This is a genomic window from Luteitalea sp. (genome assembly GCF_044337415.1).
Taxonomy (GTDB): Bacteria; Acidobacteriota; Vicinamibacteria; order Vicinamibacterales; family Vicinamibacteraceae; genus Luteitalea.
On the sequence record NZ_JBIINP010000254.1, the window covers coordinates 1 to 5,298 of the forward strand.

Genomic DNA, 5,298 nt, shown 5'->3' on the forward strand with positions numbered 1-5,298 from the left:
GGCGCGTCAGCCCAGACACGACAACGGGCACGAAGCCCGGCGATGCCGGTGCCTCGTGCCCTCGATGCCCGTGGGCTGGGCGCTGTCCCTTCGAACTTCGATCTTCCAATTCTGAATTCTGAACTCCGAATTCCTAATTGATCGCGACCTCGATCTGCCGCGGCTTGGCCTCGGCCTTGACCGGCAGCGTGATCGCGAGCACGCCGTCCTTGAACTCCGCCCGCACCTTCTCGGTGTCGATGCGGGACGGCAGCGAGAACGAGCGACTGAACGCGCCGTAGGCCCGCTCGACGCGGTGATACTGCTCCTGCTTCACCTCGGTGTCGCGCTTGCGCTCGCCCCGCAACGTGAGCGTGTTGTTCTCCACCCGCAGGTCGATGTCCTCGCGGGCGATCCCCGGCAGTTCCGCCTTCAGCACGATCTCCTGGTGGGCGTTCTCGTAGATGTCCACCGCCGGAGACCACTCGCCGCGCTGCGTCAGGTCGTCGTCGTAGCGCCGCGTGTAGGCATCGCCGAAGATGCGGTTGATGCGGTCCTGCATCGTGGCCAGTTCCCGGAACGGATCGAATCGCACCATGGTCATGTCGTCCTCCTCAGAAAGCGGAGGCGGCTATCGAGGCCACCTCCCATCCCTGTCCTGCTGATCTCCTGTCCGCCCGTCGGCATGCCCGACCAGGCGGCTTGGCGAACCGTATGTCGTTCACCAACGAAACTCACTATACGAACGACATGAGCGCGTGTCAAGCACCTAATATGAGCATATCTTGCTCATATTCGTCCTGCGTAGCCGTCGCCCTCAAGCGACGCTCAGCGAGGCCACGCTGAGCGTCGGGCACGCCAGACGCCTGCAAAATGAGATGCAACGCCGAGTGTGGGGCCAGCCCGACGCCTCCTCCGGGAAACCTCCCTCGCCATCCCGCAGCGGGCGTGCGATCATGCGGGGCATGCTGTCGTTTCCAGAGGCGGCCGAGCTCGCCGACGAAGTCCGCCGGCTCTTCGAGGATCTGCAGCAGGCCCACGACGCCGCGCCGGGCGGCCTCTATGCCCCTCCGATGGACGTCGTCGAGCGTGAAGACTCGCTCGAGGTCGTCATGGACCTCGCCGGGGTCTCACCTGAAGATGTGCGGGTCCTGTTCAAGAACAACACGCTGGTGATTGCGGGGTGCAAGTGGCCGGCCGGCGCCTCGACCCTGCCGGCGACGGCGTACCACCTGGTCGAGCGCAGCTTCGGCCGGTTCGCGCGCGCCGTGCGCATCACCGCCACCCTCGACCTCGCTGGCGCCCGCGCCACCATGACCGAGGGCGAGCTGCGCGTGCGTCTCCCCCGGCTCAACGCCGGGCACGAGTTCGTGATCCCGATCGAGAAAGTCGTCTAGGCGCCGGATGCGCATCCTCTTCATCGGCGACATCTTCGCCAAGGTCGGCCGCGACCTCGTGCGCCGCGCCGTGCCGGCGCTCGTCCGCACGCGCGCCATCGACCTGGTCATCGCCAACGGCGAGAACGCCGCTGGCGGCTTCGGGCTCACCCGCGACATCTCGAAGGAACTCTTCGAGTCGGGGATCGCGGTGATGACCTCGGGCAACCACGTCTGGGACAAGCGCGAGATCCTCAACTTCATCGACGAGGAGCCGCGGCTGCTGCGCCCGTTCAACTACCCCGCCGGCACGCCGGGACGCGGCTCGACCATCGTGACGCTGTCGAGCGGCACGCGCGTCGCCATCCTGAACCTGATGGGACGCGTGTTCATGACGGCGCTCGACGACCCGTTCTCGCTGGGACGCGCCGAGGCGGAACGCCTGCGGCAGCACGCCGACATCCTGTTCGTCGACTTCCACGCCGAGGCGACCTCCGAGAAGGTGGCGCTCGGCTGGCATCTCGAGGGCATCGCGACGGCGGTCGTCGGCACGCACACGCACGTGCAGACGGCCGATGCCCAGGTGCTGCCCGGCGGTACGGCCTACTGCACCGACGTCGGCATGACCGGCCCGCACGACGGGGTCATCGGCGTCGAGCGCGGCCCGATCATCCAGCGCTTCCTGTCGGGACTGCCGACCAAGTTCGACACGGCGTCGGGCATGCCCCGCCTGCACGGCGTGATCGTCACCGCCGATGTCGCCACGGGCAAGGCCACGGCCATCGAGCGCCTGAGCCTGACGCCGACCGACATCGAGGACCTCCGGTGAACTCGCTGTTCGACCTCCCGTTCGAGGACGCGCCCCTCGACCCGGAGGATCTGCGTCCCCTCGACCGGCCGTCGGTCGGCGTCGCTGGCCCCGAGCGGAGTCGAGGAGCAGAGGCGGCCCCACCGGCGGCGCCGCCTGCCACCGGTGGAAGGCCACCCGCTGCGAACGTCCCACCCGCCGAGGCGTCAGTGGCCAGGGACGAGCGAGGGGCCGGGCTCGCACGCCCCGAACGGAGTCGAGCGGGAGAGCCGGCCGCAGACATCGCAGGCGACAGGAACCGGGCGCCAGGCGGTCCCGCGCAGCGGCCCCACGTGTTCTCGGTGAGCGAGATCACCGGCGCCGTCCGGCGAACGCTCGAGGGTGAGTTCCCGCGCGTGTGGGTCGAGGGCGAGCTCACCGACTGCAGCGACAAGGGCGGCCACCTGTACTTCACGCTGAAGGACGCGGGCGCCCGCTTGTCCGCCGTCGTGTGGCGGACCGACGCGACCCGTCTCCGCTTCAAGCTCACCAACGGGTTGCAGGTGATCGCGCGCGGCCGCCTCTCCGTCTATGCGCCGACCGGCCGCTACCAGATGTACGTGGACGGGCTCGAGCCGCGCGGCGCCGGCGCCCTGCAGCTCGCGTTCGAGCAGCTGAAGAAGCGCCTGCAGGCCGAGGGGCTGTTCGACCAGGCCCGCAAGCGGCCGCTCCCGCTGCTGCCCCGCGCCATCGGCGTCGTCACGTCGCTCGAAGGCGCCGCCCTGCGCGACATCATCCGCGTGCTCCGCACCCGCCACGCCCCGGCCGACATCGTCATCGCGCCGACGCGTGTGCAAGGCGACGATGCGGGTCCGGAGATTGCCCGCGCCATCGCGCGCGTGGCGCGCGTGGCGAATGTCGACGTCCTGATCGTGGGTCGCGGCGGCGGCTCGGCCGAGGATCTGAAGGCGTTCAACGAGGAGGTCGTCGCGCGCGCGATTGCCGCGTGTCCCGTGCCGGTGATCTCCGCCGTCGGGCACGAGGTTGACACGACGATTGCCGACTTCGTGGCCGATGTCCGCGCCGCCACCCCATCGCAGGGCGCCGAGATCGTCGTCGGCCAGGCCAGCATGTTCCGCGACCGCATCGCGGGTGCCCGACGCCAGATGGCCCTGCTGCTGCGCAGCCGGCTCGATCGGCAACGGACCCGCCTGCTCCATGCCGAGCAGCGGCCGGCCTTCGCCCGCTTCCGCGATCGCGTCTTCGACCGTGACCGGCAACGCATGGACCTGCACGAGCGACTGGTCGGGGCGCTCCGCACCCGCGTGCAGGAGGGCCATCGCCGACTCGACGACCTCGCGCGCCGGCTCGACGAGCAGCATCCGCAGCGACAGCTGACCACCCGGCTGCGCCGGCTCACCACGCTTGACGAACGCCTCGCCGGTGCGGCCCGACACCGCCAGGGCCGCGCCGCGTCGACACTCCAGGCACGCCGGGACCGGCTGGCGCAGGTCGGTCTCGATACGCGGCTGGCCCAGGCCTCACGCCGTGTCGACGGCCAGTTGGCGCGGGCCCGCCAGGCCATCGACCTGGTCTGGCATCGCGGCGACCGGCAATTGACGGCGCTCGCCGGACAATTGCACGCCCTCAGCCCGCTCGGCACGCTTGCGCGCGGGTACGCGATCTGCTGGGATGCTCCACGCACGACCGTCGTGCGCAGCGTGGACGACGTCACTGTCGGCACGCAGGTGCACGTCCAGCTTCCCGACGGCCTCCTCCAGTGCGAGGTCGGCGGCACCACACCCGCCCCTCCACCACGTCCATGACCGACCCCACCGATTTCGAACAGGCCATCGCCGAACTCGACGGCATCGTGCGCGCCCTCGAGCAGGGCGACCAACCCCTGGAGCAGTCCCTCGCGCTGTTCGAGCGCGGCGTCACGCTCTCGCGCTTCTGTCACGAGAAGCTGACCGATGCCGAGAAGCGCATCCAGGTGCTGACGCAGAACGGCGGCCTGCGCGACGAGACGGCCGCGTTCGAGAAGGACCTCGCCCCCCGCCCGGCCGATCGCGCATGAGCGCCGCCGACTTCGAGACCTTTGCCGACGGCTGCCGGCGTGACCTCGAACAGGCGCTCGCGGCCTGGCTGCCGGCGCCGCCGGACGACTGCCCGGAGCGCCTCCACGAAGCGATGCGCTACAGCCTGCTGGCGGGTGGCAAGCGGATGCGGCCGGTCCTCGTCCTCGCCGCCGCCGACGCCGTGGGCCTCGGACATCCCGACGCGCGACGCCTGGCCTTGCCCGCCGCCTGCGCCCTCGAGATGATCCATACCTACTCGCTGGTGCATGACGACCTGCCGGCGATGGACAACGACACCCTGCGCCGCGGGCGGCCGACCAATCACGTGGTCTACGGCGACGCGCTGGCGATCCTGGCCGGCGACGGCCTCCTCACCGAGGCGTTTGCGCTGCTGGCGCGGGAGCCGGCGCTGGACGGTCCGGCGATCGCCACCCGCAAACTTCAAGCGATCGCCCTGATCGCGCGGGCTGCTGGCGCCTGGGGCATGGTGGGCGGCCAGGTCCTCGACCTCCAGTGGGAGGGCGCGCCGCGCCAGGACCGCGCCGAGGACGACCTCGCGCGCCTGCAGGACGTGCACGCCCGCAAGACCGGCGCCCTCATCCGGGCCGCGACGGGGGCCGGCGCGATCATGGCCGGCGGCACGCCGGCGCAGGTCGCCGCCGTCGACGCCTATGCCATCGAGCTCGGCCTCTGCTTCCAGATCGTCGACGACGTGCTCGACGTCGAGGGCGATGCGGCCTCGTTGGGCAAGAGTGCGGGCAAGGACGCGGCGGCAGGCAAGCTGACCTACCCTGCCCTCTTCGGCGTCGAGGGGAGCCGCCAGCGTGCGCGTGAGTGCGCCGAGCGCGGCCACGCGGCGCTCGCGACGGCGGGCCTCTCCGGTCACCTGCCGGCGATCCTCGACTGGACCCTGACGCGCCACCAGTGAGCGACCGCGCCGCCCGTGTGAGGCTCGACCAGTTGCTGGTGCAGCGCGGCCATGCGGCCTCGCGCGAGCGGGCCCGTGCGCTGATTCTCGCGGGGCATGTGGTGCTGCCCGGCACGACCGCCGCGCCCAAGCCCGGACACCTCGTGCGTG

7 protein-coding genes are annotated in these 5,298 nt (G+C 70.8%); 6 read left to right on the top strand and 1 reads right to left on the bottom strand.

From position 1 onward, the window contains the following. Positions 1 to 133 precede the first annotated feature (133 nt). A complete protein-coding gene (locus ACIRDX_RS20260) occupies positions 134 to 583 on the bottom strand; it encodes an Hsp20/alpha crystallin family protein (protein WP_396627251.1) in 450 nt (149 codons plus the stop codon). A 361-nt stretch (positions 584 to 944) separates the two neighbouring features. Here ACIRDX_RS20260 and ACIRDX_RS20265 point away from each other — a divergent pair, with 361 nt between their 5' ends. The 6 genes from ACIRDX_RS20265 to ACIRDX_RS20290 all read left to right on the top strand — a co-directional run. Beyond that, a complete protein-coding gene (locus ACIRDX_RS20265; RefSeq protein WP_396627252.1) occupies positions 945 to 1,376 on the top strand; it encodes an Hsp20/alpha crystallin family protein in 432 nt (143 codons plus the stop codon). Between the two features lie 7 nt (positions 1,377 to 1,383). After that, on the top strand, positions 1,384 to 2,184 hold the full coding sequence (locus tag ACIRDX_RS20270; RefSeq protein ID WP_396627253.1) for a TIGR00282 family metallophosphoesterase: 801 nt from the start codon (positions 1,384 to 1,386) through the stop codon (positions 2,182 to 2,184). Between the two features lie 320 nt (positions 2,185 to 2,504). Next, the gene (xseA, locus tag ACIRDX_RS20275; RefSeq protein ID WP_396627254.1) at positions 2,505 to 3,968 is read left to right on the top strand and encodes an exodeoxyribonuclease VII large subunit; all 1,464 of its coding nucleotides are present in this window, start codon (positions 2,505 to 2,507) and stop codon (positions 3,966 to 3,968) included. Further along, positions 3,965 to 4,219, top strand: a complete 255-nt coding sequence (xseB, locus tag ACIRDX_RS20280; RefSeq protein WP_396627255.1) for an exodeoxyribonuclease VII small subunit — start codon at positions 3,965 to 3,967, stop codon at positions 4,217 to 4,219. Before xseA ends, xseB begins: the two co-directional genes overlap by 4 nt. Continuing rightward, positions 4,216 to 5,148: a polyprenyl synthetase family protein gene (locus ACIRDX_RS20285; RefSeq protein WP_396627256.1), complete on the top strand. Its 933-nt coding sequence runs from the start codon at positions 4,216 to 4,218 to the stop codon at positions 5,146 to 5,148. The genes xseB and ACIRDX_RS20285 overlap by 4 nt, the downstream gene beginning before the upstream one ends. Before the next feature lie 17 nt (positions 5,149 to 5,165). Beyond that, positions 5,166 to 5,298: S4 domain-containing protein (locus tag ACIRDX_RS20290; protein ID WP_396627257.1), on the top strand; the 133-nt coding region annotated here is incomplete at its 3' end.

Coding starts and splice junctions, on each gene's coding strand:
- ACIRDX_RS20270 (WP_396627253.1), top strand. CDS start 1,384: ATGCGCATCCTCTTCATCGGCGACATCTTCGCCAAGGTCGGCCGCGAC.
- ACIRDX_RS20265 (WP_396627252.1), top strand. CDS start 945: ATGCTGTCGTTTCCAGAGGCGGCCGAGCTCGCCGACGAAGTCCGCCGG.
- ACIRDX_RS20260 (WP_396627251.1), bottom strand. CDS start 583: ATGACCATGGTGCGATTCGATCCGTTCCGGGAACTGGCCACGATGCAG.
- xseB (WP_396627255.1), top strand. CDS start 3,965: ATGACCGACCCCACCGATTTCGAACAGGCCATCGCCGAACTCGACGGC.
- ACIRDX_RS20285 (WP_396627256.1), top strand. CDS start 4,216: ATGAGCGCCGCCGACTTCGAGACCTTTGCCGACGGCTGCCGGCGTGAC.